This is a genomic window from Agromyces laixinhei (genome assembly GCF_006337065.1).
GTDB classification, from domain to species: Bacteria; Actinomycetota; Actinomycetes; order Actinomycetales; family Microbacteriaceae; genus Agromyces; species Agromyces laixinhei.
The window spans coordinates 1,436,501-1,457,619 of the sequence record NZ_CP040872.1 but is presented as its reverse complement, the minus strand read 5'-3'; the positions used below and the strand labels follow the sequence as shown (position 1 = coordinate 1,457,619).

Sequence of the window (21,119 nt, the reverse complement as noted above, 5' to 3'; positions counted from 1 at the left end):
CATGCATGGCGGATTTTGTCAGTCTTCTCCGTTACGCTCCACTATATGTCTGCCCAAAAACGAACGATGAGCGACGTCGGTGCCGGAATCCTCGGCATCGTCGGCATGAGCGCTCTTGCCGGTGTGCTCGTCACCGCCGCCGTGACTCCGGCACTCGCTGTCACCGGCATGGCCGCCAACAACGGCATCTCGCTCTTCGAGAACCTTCCGGGCTACCTCGACATCAAAGAGCTCTCGGCGAAGACCGACATCTACGCCGTGCAGCCCGACGGCACGCAGGGACTCATGGCGTCGTTCTTCAGCGAGAACCGCGAGGTCGTTCCGTTCGAGGCGATCAGCCTCTATGTCAAGGATGCCGCGATCGCAGGCGAAGACCCGCGGTTCTACGAGCATGCGGGCATCGACATCCAGGGCACCACTCGCGCGGTGATGAACGAGTTCGTGATCGGCGGCGAGACGCAGGGCGGCTCCTCCATCACGCAGCAGTACGTGAAGAACGTGCTCATCAACAACGGCATCCGTGATGCGAAGACCGAAGAGGAGCGCGACGCAGCGTACGCTGCCGCGACCGAATCCGACGGCAATGCCGGCATCTCCCGCAAGCTCAAGGAGATGAAGTACGCCATCGCCCTCGAGAAGAAGTACCAGAAGGACGAGATCCTCAAGGGCTACCTCAACATCGCCGCATTCGGCGGGCGGGTGTACGGCATCGAGTCTGCGTCGCAGTACTACTTCGGCAAGTCGGCGGCCGACGTCTCGCTCCCCGAGGCCGCGAGCCTCATCGCGATCGTCAACCACCCCGAGAAGTTCCGCCTCGATCAGCCCGACGACCCCGAGAACGGCGCGGCCACCGTCAATGAGGCCGGCGAACCGGTGCCGTACGCGGCCAACAAGCAGCGCCGCGACTACATCCTCGACGAGATGCTGAAGTACGGCAAGATCACGCAGGAAGAGCACGACGCGGCCGTCGTCTCCCCGGTGACGCCGGTCATCACGGAGCCGAGCACGGGCTGTCAGACTGCTGCCGGCAGCGCGTACTTCTGCGACTACGTGAAGAACGTGATCCTGCACTCCTACGACGACCCGGCCACCACCGATATCAACGAGGGCCGGCGCAAGCTCGAAGAGGGCGGGTTGCAGGTGTACACGACGCTCGACCCCGAGCTGCAGCAGCGCGCAATCGAGGCCGTCGCCGAGAATGTGCCCTTCACCGATCCGCGATTCGATGTCGGGTCCGCGGCCGTCACGGTGCAGCCCGGCACCGGCAAGGTGCTGGCGATGGCGCAGAACAAGACGTATTCACAGGCCGACGAGATCCTCGCGACCGATCCCACGACCTCCGCGATCAACTACAGCACCGACTTCGACTACGGCGGATCCAGCGGCTTCCAGCCCGGCTCGACGTTCAAGGTGTTCACACTCGGCCAGTGGCTGAAAGAAGGACACTCCCTCCTCGAGTCGTTCAACGGCTCACGACGAACGTTCGCCTCGTTCCCCGGCGCGTGCAGCGGCGGCACCATCAGCACGCCCGGCTACAACCCGAAGAACGACGACTCGCGCACGGCGAACAACGCCGTCGACGCGACGAAGTACTCCGTGAACTCGTCGTTCATGGCGATGGCACAGCAGGTCGAACTCTGCGGCATCAAGAAGACGGCAGAGGCGTTCGGCGTCAAGCGGGCCGACGGTCTCGAACTCGGGCAGCGGTGGGCGTGGAATGAAGACGGCACCCCGGTGCTGAACCCCGACGGCAGCCAGGCCATCAATCCCGACGCGGAGTTCCAGCCTGCCGCGGTGCTCGGCACCGAAGAGGTGTCCCCGCTCAGCATGGCCGTGGCCTTCGCCGGCATCGCCAATGACGGTGTGACGTGCACGCCGATCGCGATCGAGTCGATCACGGAGAGCGACGGCACGCCCGTCGAAGCGCCCAAGTCGACGTGCACCGCCGCCGTCACGCCAGAGGTCGCGCTTGCGATGCAGTATGCGATGAAGCAGACCTTCAACGGCGGCACCGCCGGCGAGTCGAGAACCGGCACCGGCATCGAGCACATCGGCAAGACGGGTACGACCGACGACGCCTTCGACACCTGGATGATCGGCGCGAGCAAAACCGCGTCGACCGCAGTCTGGGTCGGCAACGTCACCGGTGGCGAGAACCGCCAGAACCTTCGACGCGTCGACTTCGACAGCGGAGAAGCCTCGAGGGCGCGCCACCGCATCTGGCGGTCGATCATGGAACTCGCTGACACCCGGTACGGGGGGGCCGACTTCACCGATCCCGACCAGTCCGCGTTCAAGCAGGTGCTCGCCGACATTCCGCAGGTGACCGGCCTCTCGTTCGACGCCGCCAAGCAGGCGCTCGAGACCGCGGGCTTCGTCGCGGAAGACGGCGGCCAGCAGGACTCGAACCAGCCGGCGGGCACCGTCACGGGCACCGATCCGACGGGGCAGGCCGGTAAGGGCTCGACCGTTCGCATCTTCACGAGCAACGGCTCGATGACCGGGGTGCCGAACGTCGTCGGCATGACCGACGGCCAGGCGGATGCCGCGCTCAAGCAGGCGGGCTTCAGGGTGCAGCGCCAGAACGAGGGCACGACGGACCCGACGAAGGTGGGCGTGGTGCTCTCGCAGAACCCGGCCGCCGGCGCATCCGCGAAACCCGGCGATCAGGTCACGATCTCCATCGGCAGGCTCGGCGGAGGCGGCGACGCCCCCGGCGACGACTAGTCACGCAGACTTCGTGGCCACGACTCGCACCTCGCCCGTCGCGACGGTCGCACTCGCGATCGCCGCGGCGGGCGCTGCCGCATTCGCGTACGGTTCGCTCGTCGAGCGCACGAGATGGACACTCAGGCGAGCGGATGTGCCGGTGCTCCCGCCCGGTGCCGAGCCGATCCGCGTGCTGCACCTCTCCGACCTGCACATGGCGCCGTGGCAGCGCGACAAGCAGGACTGGGTGCGGAGCCTCGCCGATCTGCGGCCCGACCTCGTCGTCGACACCGGCGACAACCTCGGGCACGAACGCGGCATCGAGGGGGTCCGGCGGGCCCTCGAGCCGTTCCGCGACGTTCCCGGCGTCTTCGTCAACGGTTCGAACGACTACTTCGGACCGGTGCTCAAGAACCCGCTCGCCTACTTCACTGGCCCGTCGCGCCTCGGTCTTCGCGCGAAGCGGCTCGACATCGGCGAACTGCACAACTTCTTCGCCGAGCTCGGATGGCGCGATCTCGACAACACCGCGGCGGCCCTCGACCTCAACGGCACGCACTTCGAATTCTTCGGCGTCGACGATCCGCACAAGGGCTACGACCGGCTCGACCTCATCACCGCGGCGATCGACGAGCTTCGCGCCGACGATCCGCTCGGCGATGAGACATGGCCCGACGAGGCATCCCCTCGACAGACGCAGGGCCCGGCCGCCCTTCGTCCGACCGTGACCGTGGGCGTCACGCACGCGCCGTACCTGCGCGTGCTCAACTCGTTCGTGAACCACGGCGCACAGCTCATACTCGCCGGGCACACCCACGGTGGCCAGGTCTGCGTGCCGGGTTTCGGCGCCCTCGTCACCAACTGCGACATTCCGCGCCAGCAGGTAAAGGGGCTCAGTACTTGGCAGCACGGGCTGCGGTCGGCGTTCCTCAACGTGTCGGCGGGCCTCGGCACGTCGATCTACGCTCCGGTGCGCTTCGCCTGCCCTCCCGAGGCCTCGCTGCTCACGCTGGTTCCGAGCGCGGCGGTTTAGTCGGAGCACACGGTGGTTGCGCAGAGCCTACACCAGACGGAGGCAATCCCGACGGTTCCGCGGCGGCGGCCGAAGAAAGAATGTGCCCTTCGGCACATTGATGGTGCTGGCTGAGCGCGAAAGAATAACGACGCACGAAGTTTCCATTTCCAGCAACGACCAACCGTCGCTGTACAGAATTCAAGCAAGGAGAATACAAATGAGGCGTCGCAAGGTGTTCATCTCAACAGCCGCAACAGCCGTTCTGGGGGTTGCCATTGCTCTAGGAGGCGCAGTGCCAGCTCAGGCCAACACTTGGACGGACTACTGTTTGCTCAATGTTCATAGCGACGACATCTTCGACACTTACCTCTCGACGCTCACACAATGTCGCGTCCAAGGCGGTCCCGCACTGGCATACGCAAATGACTTCAGGTATACAGGGCCGGTCGACGGGGCCATGGGGGTAAACAGCTGGAAGGGCTTCCAGTCCTGGCTTAGAATCTACGGCTATGGTGGGCCAGTCGACGGGATCCCGGGTACGAACACATACCGAGCTATTCAAGAATATGCACGACAGACCGGATTCTACTCGGGCCCAGTTGACGGCGTTATGGGCCCCAACAGCTGGTGGGGACTGACTCGGTCACTCCACGCGACCTTTTACAACCAGTAGGCTCCCTCCTTACAGCCATTAGGCTCCCTCCCTAAGTTCGCGATCGCGCGGCTCGGATGACCACCGAGCGGCTCGGTGACTAACCACTCGATCTCGGCTGCGACGAAAGCGCTCGCGCCGAAGTTGAACTTCGGTGGCGAGACGCTCCACAAGCGGGACATCTAGGCTCAGATCGGCCGACACCACATCCACCAGTCGTAGACGCTTCTCGGCATACACGCCCCACCTCCGGATACGCCCTTCGTCGCATTTCCAGCCCGTGACCGGTCTGTTCGTTGTTCGCGTCAGAGCCTCCGGATAGCGTTGAGCGCGTTGCTGAGGAGGCACGAGTGATCGACACGACACCAGAAGACGTACGTACCGTTCCCGACGAGATCCTCGAGGAGCTGCGCGTGAAGCTCTTGGCTCGCGGGAGCATTTTGGCGAACAACGTGTCCGTCGACGGCGGCCTCGAGTTCCACGTGCGCGCGATCGTCGCCGAGACGCTCGCCGCGATCGAAGGAGCTGTGGACCTGCCCGCGGTCTCCGTCGAGTACGGTGACCTCCCTGACCTCAACTCGCACGGTCAGCGCTCTGCGGCAATGGAGATGGATCCGGCCGAGCCGCTCATGGCGGCCGAACTGCTCTTCTCGATCGCCCTGCCGATGATCGCCTCCCGCGTTGCGACAGACGGATACCCCGGCCGCGAGGTCGACGTCGCTGGCGCGCTCCACCACGCGATCTGGCGCCGCTTCCCGCCCGGCGCGATCGCGTACGTCGAAGTCCTCCGCGCGCGGCTGCAGCAGTCGCAATACGACAGTCGCCAGCGGATCTCCCGCGAGCTGCACGACCGGATCGCCCACGGCATCGCCGCGGGCCTTCAACGCCTCGAGGTCGCGAACGCGACGAGACCGGACGAGTCCGTCACTGCAGCGATGCGCATTCTTCGCGTCGCCCTCGCAGACACCCAGGATCTCGCGCTCGACCTCCGCTCGCTCGTCGGTAATCGCTCGCTGCTCGAGGCGATCGACGAGTACGCCTACGCGACCGGCGGTGGCGGGGTTCTTCCCGTGCACGCCGTCGAGACCGGAGACGCACGACCCCTCACGGCGCTGGCGAAGGAGGAGCTCTTCACGATCGTCATGGAAGCGACCCGCAACGCGCGCACCCACGCAGTGAACGCCACCGCCATCGCAGTCCGACTCGAGTGGACTCCGACGAGGGTCGCGATCACCGTCACCGACGATGGCGACGGTTACGACGATGGCAGGCTGCAGGCGTCTTCACTCGGCCTCCGCGGCATCGCCGAGCGCGCCGCGCTCATCGGCGCGGCGGTCGAGTTCCTGAATGCGCCTCGCGCAACCGGGCTCCGACTCGCGCTTCCCTTCGTCGCGCCCCGTCACGCATGAACAGCAAAGTTGTGATCCGGGTCGTCATCGCTGACGACCACGACCTGTTCCGCGACGGCATGCGCGCCGTGCTTACTACCGGGGCTGGCATCGAGGTCGTGGGCGAGGCATCCGACGGCGCCGGCGCCCTCGCCACCACGCTCGCAGAGCGCCCCGACGTGCTGATGCTCGACGTGGAGATGCCCGGCGTTCCCGTGCTCTCGACGATTACCCGTGTACTCGCGGAGGCACCGGATACCCGGATCGTCATCGTCACCATGCACCGGGACCGCGTGCTCGCGAGTCACCTGCTGGCGGCCGGCGCGAGCGCCTTCATCTCGAAATCCGCCACTTCCTCTGAGCTCATCGCCGCCGTGCGCCAGACTGCACCCGCGGTCAGCGCGCGAGCAGAGACCCGCCGCGCTTCCTCCGAGTCGGTGCTCTCGCACCGGGAGCGCGAGGTGCTGAAGCTGATCGGCGATGGCCTGCCCAACCAGGCGATCAGTCAGCAGCTCTCGATCTCGGTCGGCACCGTGAAGCGCCACAATACCCACATCTTCGCCAAGCTCGGCGCTGCTTCGCGCACGGATGCCGTGCGACGGGCCCGGACCCTCGGGGAGTTCGCAGACGCCCGTCCTTGAGTCGAGATCGGTTGGCACTTGTCCGCCAGCGGCACCTGCCGTGATGGTCGCGTAGGGGCATGCGAGAGGTTCGTGACTGCGACGCGATCATTGGTGACCTTGCGCCTCGGCCGCCTCAGGGTCGAGCACCAGCGGGAGCCCGGCGCAAGGGCTTCGTCAACGGCTACGTAGTGCTGCCCGTGCAGTCCGGTTCGATCGGAAACACCACCTGATCCCCCACGATCGTCTTCCGAGTGACCGGAGCCTCGGGCGATGCCTGCGACCGGATCGTGACGGCGTTCATGGGGCCGGTTCCGAATCCGGGGAGCTCCCGCACCTGAGCCACGACATCATCCATCTCAGTCGGCTCGGCGACATCGACGCGTGCGGTCGGTCCTTGCTGCGTCACGGACACTGGGCTCGCGTCTGCGCCGGCCGAGCCGATGACGGCGCTCACTGAAAGTCCCCACTTCTGCTCATCGAAATTCCCCACCGTGGGTCGCTCCGCCGCATGAGGCGGGCCTCCCTCGATGCTGGTGGTCTCTGACCACACACCAGCCTTCGAGGGAGGCCCTGTTTCTCATGCTCTCAGAGAGGAGCAGCGTGGATATCCACGCTCTGAAACGGCAGGGATGACGATCAGCGAGATCGCCCGCCGCACCAACCATGACCGCAAGACCATCCGCGCTTACCTGTACGGTGACCGCAGCCCTGGGGTGCGTGAACGCGCCGCCCCGGACGCGTTCGATGAGTTCGTCGACTATGTCACCGCCCGGCTGGCCGAGGATCCGCACCTGTGGGCGGCGACGCTGTTCGACGAGCTCGTGCCGCTGGGGTTCACCGGGTCGTATCCGACGTTGACGCGGCAGATCCGGGTCCGAGGGTTGCGCCCGGCGTGCACGGCCTGCGCGCATGTCACGAAACGTCCGAACGCGATCATCGAGCACCCGCCCGGGGAGGAGACCCAGTTCGACTGGCTCGAGCTACCCGACCCACCCGCCGGGTGGCGGTTCCCGCGCAAGCGGGCGTTCCTGCTGGTCGGCTCGCTCGCGCACTCCGGAGCCTGGCGGGCGGTGATCTCGCCGTCGATGGATATCCCGCACCTGCTGGCCGCGATGACGACCCTGCTCGCGCTGCTGGGCGGGCTGACCAGGGTCTGGCGGTTCGACCGGATGCGGACCGTGCTGGACCCCGTGACCGGGGATCTGACACCGATGTTCGCGGCGTTCGCGAAGCACCACGCCGTCCAGCCCATCGTCTGCCGACCCCGCAGCGGGAACCGGAAGGGCGTGGTCGAGAAGAACAACCACACCGCCGCGCAACGCTGGTGGCGGAACCTTCCCGACGAGCTCACCCTCGAGCAGGCGCAAGCCAGCGTCGAAGCGTTCGCGAAACGGCAGGACGAGCGGCCCCGGCAGACCGAGACAGGCAAGACGACCGCGGCGGCGATGTTCGCAGCAGAGCGGCTCCGCCCGTTGCCGCCGCTCGTGTTCCCCGTCGTGGTGACCGAGGAGCGCTCCGCGACTCGGCAGGCCTTGATCGACTGGCGCGGGAACCGGTACTCCGTCCCGCCCGAGCTGGCCGCCACGAGAGTTACCGTGCACCAGCGCCTCGGCGCCAACACGATCGACATCGCCACCGCCGCGGGCACGGTCGTCGCCCGGCACCGCCTCGCCGAGTCCGGCCTCGGAGTCACGATCCGTGACAGCGGACACGTCACCGCGCTGGAAGCGATCGCAATGGCCTCGGCACCGCCGGGACGCCCACACCGGCGCAAGGAACGCATCCCGCCCGGGCCCGCCGCGCTTCGGGCTGCGCAGGTCCTGACCGGCGCTGCCCCGCCCTCCTCGACCGTGATCAGCCTGGCCGCCTACGAGCAGGCCGCGAAGAACAGGAACACCCTCCGATGACCACCACTACGACCACCGCCGCGAGTGTCTACCAGCAGCTGCGGAACCATCTCGTCGACCTGAAACTTGCTGACGCCGCCGACGCCCTCCCCAGAGTGCTCGACCAAGCACAGGCCGAGGGATGGACCCCCACCCACACGCTCGAACGGCTCCTCCAGATCGAGGTCACCGCGACCGACGCCAGGCGATTGGCGGGCCGGTTCCGGTTCGCGAGCCGGAATGGGACTATCTCATGAACGGTGTTTCCGGCGTTCTTTGATTAGTAAGTTTCCGCGGCCGGCCAGCGGTCCGCGAAGGTGATGGCGAACGCGTTCAGCGCGGGCTTCCACCGCATCGTCCATCGGGTGCGGCCTCGCCCGGTCGGGTCGAGGCTACGGGTGACAAGATACAGGCACTTCAACGCCGCCTGCTCGGTCGGGAAGTGACCGCGGGCCCGCACCGCCCGCCGGTAGCGGGCGTTGAGCGACTCGATCGCGTTGGTCGAGCTGATGATCTTGCGGATCTCGACGTCGTAGTCCAGGAACGGGATGAACTCCTCCCACGCCGATTCCCAGAGCCCCACGATCGCCCCGTACCGTGTGCCCCACTTCTCGGTCGGGACTGCTGAAGGTTGAGTTGACTCGTGTCCTTATGCCGCGAGAGCGACGTCGGTTCTCATTATGGTCTCGAACTCGATGGGCGTGAGCTTGCCGAGTCCGCGTTGGCGTCGCCGCCGGTGATAGGTCCGTTCGATCCAGGTGATCATCGCTCGTCTGAGCTCTTCCCGGGTGGTCCACTTCTGCCGATCGAGGACGTTCTTCTGCAGCAAGGCGAAAAACGATTCCATCGCCGCGTTATCGCCACACGCCCCGACACGGCCCATTGATCCGTGCAGCTTGTGCTGGCGCAGCGCGCGAACGTATTTCCTGGCACGGAATTGCGACCCCCTATCGGAGTGCACGATCACGCCCCGCGGGTTCCCTCGGTGTGTGACAGCCATGGTGAGAGCGTCGACGGCCAGACGCGCCTTCATCCGCGAGTCGATCGAGTAGCCCACGATCCGGTTCGAGTACACGTCCTTGATCGCGCAGAGATACAGCTTGCCCTCGGCGGTCTTGTGCTCGGTGATGTCGGTCAACCACAACTCGTTCGGGCCGTCAGCGGTGAACTCGTGCCGAATCCGCCCGTGCTCATCGGTCACGGCGCAGAGATCGTCGTGCACGGGAGGCCCGGGGCGAGGCCGTTTGCTCTTCCTCTTCGCGAACACGCTCCACAAGCCCTGCTGCGAGCAGAGCCGCCACACCCGCCGCTCACTGAGCACGAACCCCTGCTCGGCGAGTTCGTCGCTGATCAGTCGATACCCGAACGCCGGATCGTCGTGATGGACGTCGTACGCGGCGTTGATCAGATGCGCTTCGCCCCAGTCCCGGTCAGAGACCGGGTTGGCCACCCATGCGTAATAGCCCTGCTTCGAAAAGCCGAGCACCCGGCAGGTCACCGCGACCGGCACCCGGACGGGCGCGGTCGTATCGGCAAGGTCACGGACCAGCGGGTACATCATTTTGGGAGTGCCGCCTGGGACAGATACGCGACCGCGCGGCGCATGACCTCGGCCTCCTGCTCGAGCAGCCGAATCCGCTTCAACGCTTCCCGCAACGCGACCCCGTCATCACCGGCCGGCAGACTCCCATCGGGTGCACGATCGATCAGCCCCCGCTCCTCGAGCTCGACCTTCTGGATCCAGGTCGACAGTGCGGTCTTCGAGATCCCGAAGTCCGCCGCGATCTGCCGCTGCGTCGCCCCTCCCTGCCGAACCACCGCGACGACATCGCGCTTGAATTCATCCGTGTACTTCTTGGGCATGATGCTCCATCCTCCCGCACCCCAACAGATGCGGGTCAGGAGTCAACCAAACCTTCAGCAGTCCCGCCAGCAGGTCGTCGAGGCCGGGATGCGGGTCGCGTGGTTCCGACTCGAGGACCTCGGCGCGCTGATGCGGGCGCACCGATCCGACGACTCCGTCACGAAGGTCGTCGCGCGGATCCTCCGCGCTGATTTGATCGTGATCGATGACATCGGGCTGCTCCCGGTCGGAGCCGACGCGGCCGAGGGCCTGTACCGCCTCGTCGACGCCGCGTACGAGAAACGCTCGATCGCGGTGTCCTCGAACCTGCACCCCGCCGGCTTCGACGAGCTCATGCCCAAGACCCTCGCCACCGCGACCGTCGACCGGCTGTTGCACCACGCCCACGTCTGCCAAACCTCGGGCGACTCCATCCGGCTCACCGAAGCCCTCGCCGGCAGAGGAGTCACCGCGATGAGCTGAGCACCCCCGACCGCGCACGGCCAACGCCACCAACCCCCTGGTGGGCAGATCTGTTGGCCATGACCGGGCAGATTCCGTGGCCACCAGCGGGCATCTCTGCTGGCCACCTACGGGCAGAAACTATTGGCCATTGACAGTTCGCAGCTTCGGCTGCATCGAATGATCTTGGTACGGCGATTTGGGACGGATCCGTCGCTGCGCCCCGCAAGGTCACACCCCAACGGTCCTCGATATCAGTCACAGCCGCCTGCGCACTCGACAGCGTTGTCCCCTGAGTGAGTACCGACGCGCCTACGGCGCCGACGGCTGCAGTGAAGATCAATTGACGCCTGCTCAGCACGTGTCCTCCTTGTTGTTGTGGAAATAGTCGGATTGGCAACGCCTCGGCACTGTTGCCAAAGGGTTCCGTTTGAGCGTTCAGTTGGCCAGCACGGCCGGGTTGTCTCCCAGCTGATTTCGTGCCTCGGCATGGCACCCCGCGCCCGCTTCCGGAGAATCAGGATCCCCGAAGAGGGCCCCGAATGCAGGCGTCCCGTACTTCGCTGGCGACTCGCGGAGGCGAGCCGCTACAGCGGGATCCACGTCCTGCGGGATGTCCCACCACAGGGTGTACTGGAACGGGTAACCTTGCGTTGCCATGCACTTGGCGGTGATGGTCATCATCTCGACCCAGACGCGGGCGTTTACGAGCTCATCTTCAGCCCAGTCAGCTGGGTACTGAATCAGGGTCGGGTCGCTATTTGCGTCGTAGAACGGAATGCCATCAACGACCCCGGAGCTTCCGTTCGGCGGCAGGGCCGCAGCCGGCGCCGGAGTAGCAGCGAGAGCATCGGTCTCAGTCGCCGCCGGGGCGACGGGGGGTTGCACCGCAGCGGCTGGCACCGTCCTTTCGACACGGGACGCGCCATCGGTTGAATTCTCACTGGCAGCATAGGCCGCGCTGATGCTCACGCCGCCCACAATCAAGGCCGCCCCGGCTGCGATAGCCGCAATCAGTTTCCTGGTGATCATCGTCCCCTCTTTTCTCCATCGTGCTCGCCTGAACCGCATTGTGCTTCATGCCATTCAGGAAGCGACAGGAGTCCCTGTCGCGTGAGTTCGCCCAACTATCGCCTGGCGAGCGAGGAAGGGCAACTGGCCAAAAGTCACATATCAAGTGCCCGCGTGGACGATCCGAAACTGACCTGCACAGCTCTGTGCTTATCAGCTCCTCGGAGACAGCAACTACAAAGATGCGTGAGAGCGACGCCGAGTGCCGCACGGCTCAACAACTTTGCCGGTCAGTGTTCAGCGGAGCGTTCTCGGAACTCAGCAAAAGGCTATCGAAACTCATGGGCACAGCCACAGCCTCTGAGGTTCACGCTGCCTCTCGTCGAGCACATCCGAGAGCGGGCCGGTCTCCCACGCGTCTTCGAACCAATCCAGGACGGAAAGAGGACGCAACGTGGGTGGCGCGAGCACCGCATGCCCATTCGGAATTCAGACCTCCGCACTATTGAGTTCGATGAGGCGGACGAGGGCGTTGGAGGCGTACACCACAGCGACGTCGACGCAGTGGGCCAGCCTTTTCGGATGCGTCCGCAAGGGTCTCGAGCACCGCGACATGGCGCATCGCCATCGAAGCGAGTGCCGGCGGCACAGACAGGCGCATGAGGCACCGGCGCGAACCTCCGCCGAGACGGCGGCCACCTGCGAAGCGGGCCCGGCAAATGGATGTCACTAAAGTCACATTCTCGCCGTGAACGGGTCTTTGTGATTGCTCAGCCTGCCGAGCCCGGCCATCGTTGACAGCATGCAGACGCCCGGACAAAGCCGACAGAAGATGAACGGGTTCTCGATCAGCCGGCGCCAACTCATCGTTGGCGCTGCCGGCGTAGTGGCCGCGACGGTGGTGTGGGATCAGTCTGGCGGTCGGGTGGAGGCAGCGACACTCTCTGACGCAATCACGTCAGAGAACCGGCAGACCATCGAGTTTTTCTCCGCAGACTTCACGGTGAAGCATGTCTGGCAACTGGCGACCGTGATCGCCATCTCGACTCTCCCCGAACGCGTCCAAACGGTCAGCGCCGAGTTTCTATCTGACCCACGCGTCTTGGCTCAGCGCAGATTCCTGTCAGTCCAGAACGCCGACGGGCTGACCACTGTGAAGGCCGATGACACTTCACTGGACGGCTCAACGGCATCCGTGATCTTCAACTTAGACAGGCGTTCACTGAGCGGCGAGCAGGTCAGGATCTACCTCCCTCTTCTTGGGCGCATGCTCTACCCCGAAGACGGAATCGACGGGGTCAGCGCGCCCATAGTGAAGCTCGCCCTGATGGACGCCGACGGCAAGGTGGTCCAACGACTGGAACGACGCCTGATCCTAGAATCGATCGTTCAGGTCGCCCCGTGGGGGCTGGTACCTTCTGCAGGGTGGGCTGCCTTGACCAACCCTGAGCAGAACGTTTTCTATCGAGTTCCCGTTGCGATCAACCTCCGTAGCATCGGCCCGAATCCCACCCCATCAGGCGTGCAGGTTGAGATCACCGTCGATCAAGCACAGGCCGGAATGCCTGTTGTCACGTCGCTGGCGAGCGGACCCGAGCAACTCGATCCGACACTCATCACGGTCAGCGCCCCTGCAACCGGTCTCGCGCACACAGTAGTCCTCACCATCAACGAGGCCATGCCAGTCGGCGCGTCTCATGTGATCGGGTTGAGCTGGCCAAATGCTGATCCGCAGATCGCCGAGCCGTCTCCGCAACGTTCGGCAGTCACCATCCTCACCGAAGGAACGCAGGACGCCCCCCGCCGCCGTGTCGGGAACGCGGAGACACTCTCTGACGACCCCAACCGCCTCGATACCAAGAACATCGCCGCCAAGGAGGGACAATGAGCGATCCCCAGGTTGAGAACGCGCAGACCTGGCTCAATAACACGTTCAGTGGGCGCGCCGGGTACGTGGACGCACCCATGAACGGGGAGACCGGCTGGCTAACGATGTACTCGGCTATACGTGCCCTTCAGCTTGAGCTTGGCATCACTGCCACCTCCGACAACTTTGGACCGGGAACTCTCGCAGCGCTCGAGTCCCAGGTTGGTAATGTACGGGCGGCCACCGCGGCCACACATCCAAACATCGTCGGCATTCTCCAGTTGGCACTCTGGTGCAAAGGCTACTGGGGCGGATTGATCTACGAGTTCTGGGACGAGGATGTCGCATCCAGCGTCAATTCGGTCCGGCTGGACGCGGGGCTGAGCGCCGGTCAGACGGTACCGCCGAAACTGTTCAAGAGCCTTCTGACGATGGATGCCTACATCGTCATCGGAAACGGCAATAGCGAGACCCGCGCCGTGCAGAAGTGGATGAACGGCCACTACCTCGACCGGGCTGATTTCCAGATGATCCCCTGTGACGGGATATTTTCCCGACAGGTTCAGCAGGGGCTCATGTACGCGCTCCAGTATGAAATCGGCATGGCTGACGGAGTCGCGAACGGCAATTTTGGCCCCGGAACACAGCAGGGCATTCGCGATCACGGCACTGCCTCACTCGGGGATACCGATGGCGCACGAAAGATGATCCGGCTCTATCAAGCAGCTCTCATCTTCAACGGCTACACGCAAGCCCCGTTCACCGGTACCTTCGACGCAGCTACCAGAACGCAAACGACCGGCTTCCAACAGTTCGTTGAGCTCCCGGCGACAGGGGCAGCGAACTTCTCTACTTGGGCGTCGTTGCTCGTGAGCACAGGAGACGTCAATCGCCCGGCGACGGCGTGTGATACCGCCACGCCGTTGACATCCGTCAACGTTGGGTCGATCACTGGGGCGGGCTTTCAAGTCGTCGGGCGGTATATCAATGGCTTCGAGAAGCGCATTACCCACGATGAACCAGCCCGCATCTGGGCGAATGGCCGCACGTGGTTTCCGATTTACCAGGAATGGAATGACACTGCGGATCAGTTCTCATACAGCCTTGGATACGAGCAGGGCGAACGGATCGCCTCCCGGATGCGACAGCTCGGCATCGTAACCGGCAACCGGGTCTATCTGTCCGTGGACTTTGATGCCACGCAGGACGACATCGACGCAGTGGTTGTTCCGCATTTCCGCGGTGTGCGCGACGCTCTCGACTCGTCCAAGACAGTTGTCTACAAGCTCGGTGTATACGGCACCAGAAACGTTTGTGCTCAGCTAGCGGCCGAGGGCCTCACGGAGTCCTCGTTCGTCAGCGACATGTCGACAGGCTATAGCGGGAATCTCGGCTTCCCGCTCCCGCCCAACTGGGCGTACGACCAAATTCTCACCATCGAGGTGGGGAGCGGTGACGCTTCCATCGAGGTCGACAAGGTCGTCAAGTCAACCCGAGCGCAGTCCCTCTCCAGCGCGCAGCTTCGGCGAACACCTCGAAGATTCACGTCTGGGCAGGCATCCGGATTTGACGAAGCGTTCTTCTGGCGAGTGGCAGGGCTGGCATACCTCTCAGATCAGGTGAGCCCGGACACATACATGACCCAGGGCATTCGTGATGACATGGTGCTGAACTGGCTTCAGAAGCCGACCTACTGGATTGGCGGAGGCAACGGAGAGCTTGACGAGATTTGGACGCACTTCTATACGCCGAGATATCCGAATCTCTTCCCGCAGGATGCTCCCGAGTGGGCTGCTTTTGAGCTCGCATTCGCAGAGTTCGATGCTCGCGCCGGAAGCGAAATGTACCCTCGACCTGTCGACGCACAGTTCGGCGACACAACGCATTGTGCCGCGTCGACGCGCGGCTACACGAACTGGGGCGTTCCCGCACCAGGCGCGACTTTTCAAGTTTCGGACATCGGCGGATGGGCTGGAGACTTGGCAACCTTCTGGGAAGACTACGAAGCGGCTCGACTTGCAAGCTCTGGTGGCGTGCTGAACGTACGGGCCTGGACCGCCGCGAACCTCGGATCAGGAGCGAACTCTTTTGGCAGCGGTGACCTGCTTGCCGACATGGCCGCCTTCCTCTGGGCAAAACGACTTTCCAATGGGAGCGGCTCAGTTGATGAAATCGCCCGACAGATGCTCTGCGCCATCGAAGATGACCCGGGCTGGCTTGCCAAGCAGTTCATGGCGGAGAGATTCGGTTCTCGAGCGAACCTCGTCGCCGCAGCCAAGTCGGTGTTCACCTCACCGTGGCCAACAGAATTGGCGATTAGCAAACTAGTCGATGTCAGACTGCCAGGCGAGCCAGCGCCGACATTGTCACCTTCGCCGACAGTCCTGGCAACAGAGCTCGACGGTCTGGCAAATGGATTCGCGGACGTTGTTGTCGCGGCTCAGCAATGAACCAGAAAGCTACCGCCGCGAAGGCAAGAGCAGTCTTCAGATACCTAGCGGGAAGCCTTGGCTCGACAGGCATGCTGCTCGCATCGGCTCTCTTGCTCTTGCCCACCGGCCGTGCCGCACGCTGTGTTGTGCAATGGCAGGGTGCGCTAGCGGATGCCACATGGGCCTACTGCGTCGCGCTCATGTCGCTGCTGCTCCTGATCTGGGCACACAACTCGCCTAAGTCAGCAAAGTACGGTGGAGTCGACTACACAACATTCGGGCTTCTGATTCTTGGGGGTCTGCTCCTTTCTCCCATGGCGTTTCTGGCGACCGCCGCTGACGATGAGGGTGTCGCGATACGAACAGCATGCGGGCTGAGCACCTGGTCGGCGTTCGGCACCGTACTGACCGCCTTCTTTCCGTTGTTGACAGGCCTGCTGGTGGTAGTGCTCGCCAGAATCGGTGGGATCCCAGTCTGGGTGCGTCTGGTCTCGCCTATTGCGATTTTCACCGCTCTCTGGTGGCTGAACTCCAGCCTCATCGCCCAATTGTCATCCCCTGAAATCGTGCAGCTCCCCTGATCGCATCCGATAGTCACATCGTGGAGGGACCGCGGTCACGCGTGTGGACCATTGACACCTGGATGGAGCGTCGGCTCCTCGCCTGGTCGTCGTTGTTCGATTCGCTCAGCGCTCGCCCAATGGCTCATCGAGCGCCGCGTAAGGTGAGGTCATGGTGATCCTCGCCCCACGGATTAGCATGGCAACCGCCCTATGCCCAGCTTGGCGTCTATGCCCTCCTCATCGGTTCCGGAACGTCGGCCGGGGCGAGCATCCCCACTGGATGGGGTGTGGTGGAAGCGCTCGTCCGGCGAGCCGCCGTCGCCGGCGGTAGCACTGTTGACGAGGACTTCGATACCGAAGCGTGGTGGGATGCTCACGGCGACGGGGATGCCCTCGGATACTCCAACCTTCTGGAAAGTCTTGCTTCGACTTCCGCCTCTCGACGGGCGCTTCTCGCCGGCTTCTTCGAGACGACTGAGGAGGAACGCGAGGCAGGGTTGAAGATCCCGAATCCCGCCCACCACACCATCGCCGCACTCGTCAAACGCGGGCTCGTTCGTGTGATCGTGACGACAAACTTCGACCGCCTTCTCGAGCGCGCGATCGAGGCAACTGGCGTGAGTCCGCAGGTCATCTCGAGCGAGGCGGCGATCGCGGGCATGGAACCGCTGCAGCACGTGCCATGCACGATCCTGAAGCTGCACGGCGACTACGCCCCCTTGATCAACGCAACACCGTCGACGAGCTAAGCGAGTATCCGAAGCAAACCAGTGAACTTACTCGCCCGGATCCTTGCCGAATATGGCTTGATCGTCTCGGGGTGGTCTGGCGACGGGGATCCGGCACGACCTTCTTTGGTTTCACGTCTCGTCCCTTCGCATCAGCACCACTACATGCTGAGTTGCGCATGACGCTAGATGAGTTCGCACGGCACGCTCAGCTACGTCACGGGAAATGTGTCCAACGTCATATGCCGAGCATAGAGCTGCTCACGCCGGTGGCCGCGGAGTAGCTCTGCGCCGCAGGTCTGCGCAGAGCGGATGCCGCGGCATCCGTCGTGGTCAGCCTGCCGCCGATTTATCGGCTATTCTTGTTGAGGCCCGCAAGGGCCGACCCGGGGTGTGGCGCAGCTTGGTAGCGCGCGTCGTTCGGGACGACGAGGTCGCAGGTTCAAATCCTGTCACCCCGACCGGGTGAAGCCCCCTCCTTCGGGAGGGGGCTTTCTCACGCCTACGACCGGCCGATCCCGCGGTAGTGCCAGCCGGCAGCGCGCCAGGCAGCGGGGTCGAGCACGTTGCGGCCGTCGATGATGCGCCGCTCCCCCATGAGTCGGCCCGCGGCCTCGGGATCGAGCGTGCGGTACTCGCGCCATTCGGTGGCGAGGATCACGAGGTCGGCACCGAGCAGCGCCTCGCGCGTCGTCGGCACGGAGGCGAGGGCGGGCACGCGTGCACGCGCGTTGTCGAGCCCCTCGGGATCGGTGATCACGACGTCGGCGCCGAGCCCCTGGAGTTGCACGGCGATGTCGAGCGCCGGCGAGTCGCGCACATCGTCGGAGTCGGGTTTGAAGGTGACGCCGAGCACGGCGATGCGCTTGCCGTCGGCCGAGCCGTCGAGGTCCTGCACGGCGAGATCCACGACCCGTCGCCGTTGCCGCAGGTTGATCTCGTCGACCTCGCCGAGGAAGGCGAATGTGTCGCCGAGGCCGAGCTCGTCGGCCCTCGCAATGAACCCGCGGATGTCCTTCGGCAGGCACCCGCCGCCGAATCCGACGCCGGCGTTCAGGAACCGTCGTCCGATGCGGTCGTCGTGCCCCATTGCGTCGGCGAGAGCCGTGACATCCGCACCGGTGGCCTCCGCGATCTGGGACATCGCGTTGATGAAGCTGATCTTCGTGGCGAGAAAGGCGTTCGAGGCGACCTTCACGAGCTCTGCGGTGGCGTAGTCGGTGACGATGCGCGGTGTGCCCGCCTCGATCGCGGCGCGGTAGAGACGATCGAGCACGGATGCCGCATGGTCGTCACCCTCGGCGACGCCGTACACGAGTCGATCGGGCGAGAGGGTGTCGCTGACGGCGAATCCTTCGCGCAGGAACTCGGGGTTCCAGACGAGGCGAGCCGATGGCGCGTCGGCCCCGAGCTGCTCGGCGAGCCGGCCCGCCGTGCCGACCGGCACCGTGCTCTTGCCGACGACGAGCGCCCCATCTGCCAGATGCGGCAGCAGCGCGGTGAAGGCCGCATCGACGAATGAGACGTCGGCGGCACCGGTCTCGGCCGACTGCGGGGTGCCCACAGCGAGAAAATGCACCTCGGCTTCGGCGGCCTCGGCGATATCGGTGCTGAAGCGCAGCCGGCCGCTTGCGGTCGCAGAGGTGAGGATCTCGGGGAGCCCCGGCTCGAAGAAGAACGGCTTGCCGCCGGCGAGCGCCGCGATCTTGCGCTCGTCGACGTCGATGCCGACCACCTCGTGGCCGAGTTCGGCCATCGCCGCGGCGTGCACGGCGCCGAGATAGCCGCAACCGATAACAGAGATACGCATCGAGATCCTCTCGTTCGAACCGTTCAATTCTGCCGCACCGCGGCATCCGCTCGGCTTCGACCGCTCGCCCACCTGAGCACCCGTTCGAGCGGGCCGCGACCGAGGAAGCGGCGCCACAGCCAGGCGAAGACCATCGAGCCGATGATCAGCCCGAGCATGAGTTCGAGGGAGTCGTCGGTATAGAAGCCGTCTTCGATGCGAATCGACGCGGCCAGCACCACGAGATGCAGCGTGTAGATGCTGAGCGGCATCGAACCCATCGCGGTGATCGGCGAGAGCACGGCGCCGGCGACGCGGCGCACGGTCGGCCGGGCGAAGAAGGTGAGCAGCAGCATCCCGGCCACGACGACGACGCCGACCCCGACGTTGCCGACCGCCTCGAGCGAGGTGCGGAGTGCCGAGACCAAGCGATCGTCCCCGGTGACCGCGACTCCGCCGATCGGCACGGGCGCTGGCATCATCGCGACGATCGGCAGCAGCACCACGGCCGCCGCGGCACCCCAGAGCGCGGCGGTCGCCACGACTCGCCGCGAGGTCAGACCGAGGCGGGCCAGGCCGAGTCCGACCAGCATGACGGGCACCCACTCCACCACCGGGTAGGCGCCGCTCACGAACCAGTCGACGACGATCGCGTACGGGCCCTGCTGCAGCGCGATGACGGGTTCGGTCGTGCTCGCGAACTCGGCGAGCCCCGGCATCACCGCGAGCAGGGCGATGCCGAAGCCGAGGGCCGCCCGCGCGGGGATGAACAGCAACGGCAGCAGGATCAGGAACGCGACGCCGTAGACGTCGAGGATGATGAACACGAGCGGGTGCAGGGTGGCCGCGATGAGCAGCCCGAGCGCGATGAGAATGACCGCGCGGATCGCGATCTGCCGCCGAAGCCGGCCTCGTCCGGTGACGATCGGCCGCGTGCCGCCCGAGATGAACGCCAACGCCATGCCGGCGGTGAGCGCGAACAGCAGGCGTGGCCGTTCGTCGGCGATCGAGATCAGCGACTCCAGATCGGCGGATGTCGCGGCGGGCGCGACGTGCGCAACGAACATGCCGATGAGGGCGAGCCCCCGCGCGGCGTCCACACCGTCGAGGCGCCTCGCCGTGCGTGCCGTCGCCGCGGCCTCGTCGAGGTGTGTGGCGTCGCGGGTCACCTGAGAACGACCGTCGGCGCCACGAGGTCGGCGAGCACGCCCTGGCTGACGGAACCCAGCAGGAACCTCGCGAGCGCGCCGCGGCCGTGGCTGCCGACCACGAGCAGGCGCGCCTCGATCGCGGCCTCGGTGAGGTCGTTCACCGGGTCGCCCGCGACGACGACGCGCTGCACCTCGAGCCCGGAGTGCGCGGCGACGACCGGCGCGAGTGCCGTCTCGAGGATCTCGGCCTCGGCTCGGGCGAGGTCGTCGGTGGCGATGAGGGGCGCTCCGTAGCCGTACTCACCGCCGACCATGGCGACGACATCCCACGAGTGCACGGCGATGAGCGGTTCACCGAGGCGCTCGGCCTCGTCAGCGGCGAACGCGAGGGCGTGGTCGGAGGCGTGCGAGCCGTCGACGCCCACGACGACGCCTCGCCGGCCGACCGGCTCCAAGTCGGGGATGACGGCGACCGCCGTCTGGCTCACCGCCGCGATGCGGAGGCTCAGTACGCGGCGCCGGCTCGCCCGGCGCCCATCGTGCCAATCGCTGCCGACCACGAGCATCGAGGCTTCGGCAGAGATGCGTTCGAACACGTCGACGGCATTGCCGCGTTCGAGCGTCGTGACGGTCTCGATGCCGGGGTCGACGTCGGCGACGACGGCCCCGGCCTCGTCGAGGCACTCCCGCGACCGCCCGTCAGCTGCACCGGGTGTCTCCCCTGAAGTCGCCTCCGCGCCCTCGCGATCAGCGGGCGCCCCGTCGATGACATGCACGAGGCGCAGCGTACTGCCGAGCGTCGACGCCCGTTCGGCCGCCCAGCGCACCGCCCGCATGGTGGCCGAGCCACCGGTGCTGACGCCCACCGCGATCTCGTCCACCGTGATCTCGTTCATGGCGCACCTCCGGGTCTCACTCCATCTTCACGTGACACGCAGCGAATGCGCCAGCCCGCGGCGCCATCCGGCCGTGCCGAGGCAACTCCGTGCCGAGGCAACTC

Annotated in this window: 17 protein-coding genes, 1 tRNA gene and 1 pseudogene; 13 read left to right on the top strand and 6 right to left on the bottom strand. The window is 65.3% G+C overall.

Annotated elements, in window-relative coordinates:
- Positions 1-66: 66 nt before the first annotated feature.
- The 7 genes from FHG54_RS06875 (at position 67) to FHG54_RS06845 (ending at position 8,530) form a co-directional block, all read left to right on the top strand.
- Positions 67-2,727 (top strand): transglycosylase domain-containing protein, encoded by a 2,661-nt coding sequence (locus FHG54_RS06875; RefSeq protein WP_139416616.1) that lies wholly within the window; start codon positions 67-69, stop codon positions 2,725-2,727.
- Between the two features lie 13 nt (positions 2,728-2,740).
- On the top strand, positions 2,741-3,742 hold the full coding sequence (locus FHG54_RS06870) for a metallophosphoesterase (RefSeq protein ID WP_139416615.1): 1,002 nt from the start codon (positions 2,741-2,743) through the stop codon (positions 3,740-3,742).
- A gap of 100 nt (positions 3,743-3,842) precedes the next feature.
- On the top strand, positions 3,843-4,397 hold the full coding sequence (locus FHG54_RS17130) for a peptidoglycan-binding domain-containing protein (RefSeq protein ID WP_139418331.1): 555 nt from the start codon (positions 3,843-3,845) through the stop codon (positions 4,395-4,397).
- Positions 4,398-4,726: 329 nt separating this feature from the next.
- Positions 4,727-5,785 carry a sensor histidine kinase gene (locus FHG54_RS06860; protein ID WP_139416614.1) on the top strand — a complete coding sequence of 353 codons (1,059 nt, stop codon included), beginning with the start codon at positions 4,727-4,729 and terminating at the stop codon, positions 5,783-5,785.
- Entirely contained in the window at positions 5,782-6,405 is a 624-nt protein-coding gene (locus tag FHG54_RS06855) for a response regulator transcription factor (protein ID WP_139416613.1), read from the top strand. Before FHG54_RS06860 ends, FHG54_RS06855 begins: the two co-directional genes overlap by 4 nt.
- 611 nt (positions 6,406-7,016) lie before the next feature.
- On the top strand, positions 7,017-8,294 hold the full coding sequence (locus FHG54_RS06850) for a Mu transposase domain-containing protein (RefSeq protein ID WP_233437893.1): 1,278 nt from the start codon (positions 7,017-7,019) through the stop codon (positions 8,292-8,294).
- A complete protein-coding gene (locus FHG54_RS06845) occupies positions 8,291-8,530 on the top strand; it encodes an ATP-binding protein (protein ID WP_232331630.1) in 240 nt (79 codons plus the stop codon). The genes FHG54_RS06850 and FHG54_RS06845 overlap by 4 nt, the downstream gene beginning before the upstream one ends.
- A gap of 23 nt (positions 8,531-8,553) precedes the next feature.
- Here the strand turns inward: FHG54_RS06845 and FHG54_RS06840 are convergent.
- Together FHG54_RS06840 and FHG54_RS06835 are read right to left on the bottom strand one after the other, a co-directional pair.
- Positions 8,554-8,886 (bottom strand): annotated as a pseudogene (locus tag FHG54_RS06840) (transposase); the annotation flags it as partial.
- Between the two features lie 36 nt (positions 8,887-8,922).
- A protein-coding gene (locus tag FHG54_RS06835; RefSeq protein ID WP_139416612.1) for an IS3 family transposase occupies positions 8,923-10,136 on the bottom strand; the annotation gives its coding sequence in 2 pieces (ribosomal slippage) (positions 8,923-9,842 and positions 9,842-10,136; 1,215 coding nt in all).
- Here FHG54_RS06835 and FHG54_RS06830 point away from each other — a divergent pair.
- A complete protein-coding gene (locus FHG54_RS06830; RefSeq protein ID WP_139416611.1) occupies positions 10,120-10,599 on the top strand; it encodes an ATP-binding protein in 480 nt (159 codons plus the stop codon). The two genes, FHG54_RS06835 and FHG54_RS06830, sit on opposite strands and share 17 nt — an antisense overlap.
- A gap of 417 nt (positions 10,600-11,016) precedes the next feature.
- Here the strand turns inward: FHG54_RS06830 and FHG54_RS06825 are convergent, their stop codons facing one another.
- On the bottom strand, positions 11,017-11,610 hold the full coding sequence (locus tag FHG54_RS06825) for a hypothetical protein (protein ID WP_139416610.1): 594 nt from the start codon (positions 11,608-11,610) through the stop codon (positions 11,017-11,019).
- A 781-nt stretch (positions 11,611-12,391) separates the two neighbouring features.
- On the opposite strand from FHG54_RS06825, the gene FHG54_RS06820 reads away from it, so the two are divergent.
- The 5 genes from FHG54_RS06820 (at position 12,392) to FHG54_RS06800 (ending at position 17,640) form a co-directional block, all read left to right on the top strand.
- Entirely contained in the window at positions 12,392-13,477 is a 1,086-nt protein-coding gene (locus FHG54_RS06820; protein ID WP_139416609.1) for a hypothetical protein, read from the top strand.
- On the top strand, positions 13,474-15,906 hold the full coding sequence (locus tag FHG54_RS06815) for a glycoside hydrolase domain-containing protein (RefSeq protein WP_139416608.1): 2,433 nt from the start codon (positions 13,474-13,476) through the stop codon (positions 15,904-15,906). Before FHG54_RS06820 ends, FHG54_RS06815 begins: the two co-directional genes overlap by 4 nt.
- A 71-nt stretch (positions 15,907-15,977) precedes the next feature.
- Positions 15,978-16,469, top strand: a complete 492-nt coding sequence (locus FHG54_RS06810) for a hypothetical protein (protein WP_139416607.1) — start codon at positions 15,978-15,980, stop codon at positions 16,467-16,469.
- Positions 16,470-16,738: 269 nt separating this feature from the next.
- A complete protein-coding gene (locus FHG54_RS06805) occupies positions 16,739-17,200 on the top strand; it encodes an SIR2 family protein (RefSeq protein WP_168197133.1) in 462 nt (153 codons plus the stop codon).
- A 366-nt stretch (positions 17,201-17,566) separates the two neighbouring features.
- Positions 17,567-17,640 (top strand) — tRNA-Pro (locus FHG54_RS06800).
- A 41-nt stretch (positions 17,641-17,681) separates the two neighbouring features.
- Here the strand turns inward: FHG54_RS06800 and FHG54_RS06795 are convergent.
- Genes FHG54_RS06795 through FHG54_RS06785 form a run of 3 tightly spaced genes read right to left on the bottom strand, consistent with a single transcriptional unit; the run spans position 17,682 to position 21,015 of the window.
- Entirely contained in the window at positions 17,682-18,989 is a 1,308-nt protein-coding gene (locus FHG54_RS06795; protein ID WP_139416605.1) for a UDP-glucose dehydrogenase family protein, read from the bottom strand.
- Positions 18,990-19,012: 23 nt separating this feature from the next.
- The gene (locus tag FHG54_RS06790; protein ID WP_139416604.1) at positions 19,013-20,137 is read right to left on the bottom strand and encodes a heparan-alpha-glucosaminide N-acetyltransferase domain-containing protein; all 1,125 of its coding nucleotides are present in this window, start codon (positions 20,135-20,137) and stop codon (positions 19,013-19,015) included.
- Positions 20,134-21,015 carry a universal stress protein gene (locus FHG54_RS06785; RefSeq protein ID WP_139416603.1) on the bottom strand — a complete coding sequence of 294 codons (882 nt, stop codon included), beginning with the start codon at positions 21,013-21,015 and terminating at the stop codon, positions 20,134-20,136. Before FHG54_RS06785 ends, FHG54_RS06790 begins: the two co-directional genes overlap by 4 nt.
- Positions 21,016-21,119: the final 104 nt, after the last annotated feature.